The 287-nt window shown below is 44.6% G+C and carries 1 protein-coding gene; it reads right to left on the reverse strand.

Going from position 1 to position 287, the window contains the following annotated elements:
* Positions 1-9: 9 nt before the first annotated feature.
* Complete coding sequence (locus P6709_RS19845; RefSeq protein WP_278242629.1) at positions 10-198, reverse strand: hypothetical protein; 189 nt, start codon at positions 196-198, stop codon at positions 10-12.
* Positions 199-287: the final 89 nt, after the last annotated feature.

A 287-nucleotide genomic window follows, 5' to 3' on the forward strand; every position in this document is an offset into this window, starting at 1 on the left:
GGGTCGATTTTATAAGCAGACAAGAAAATGAGCTTGGGCCAAATTTGTCCCAAGCTCATTGATCAGTTCGCTGCTCTCCAGACGGACGCTTAACGCATCAACAGGAGTGTGAGATGGTGGTTCATCCTGCTTCGTTTTAGGTGTCGGGGGCAATATGTTTAAGCTTGCCTGCTGCCTCACTCCAGCCAAGATGCTCAAGCAGTAATACACCAGAAAGGATAACCTATCTTAATTCTTCCTTGAAGATGTGGAAAAAAGGGCATATATGGATTTACTGCAATCGTATT

The organism is Jeotgalibacillus sp. ET6 (assembly GCF_029667115.1).
Lineage (GTDB): Bacteria > Bacillota > Bacilli > Bacillales > Jeotgalibacillaceae > Jeotgalibacillus.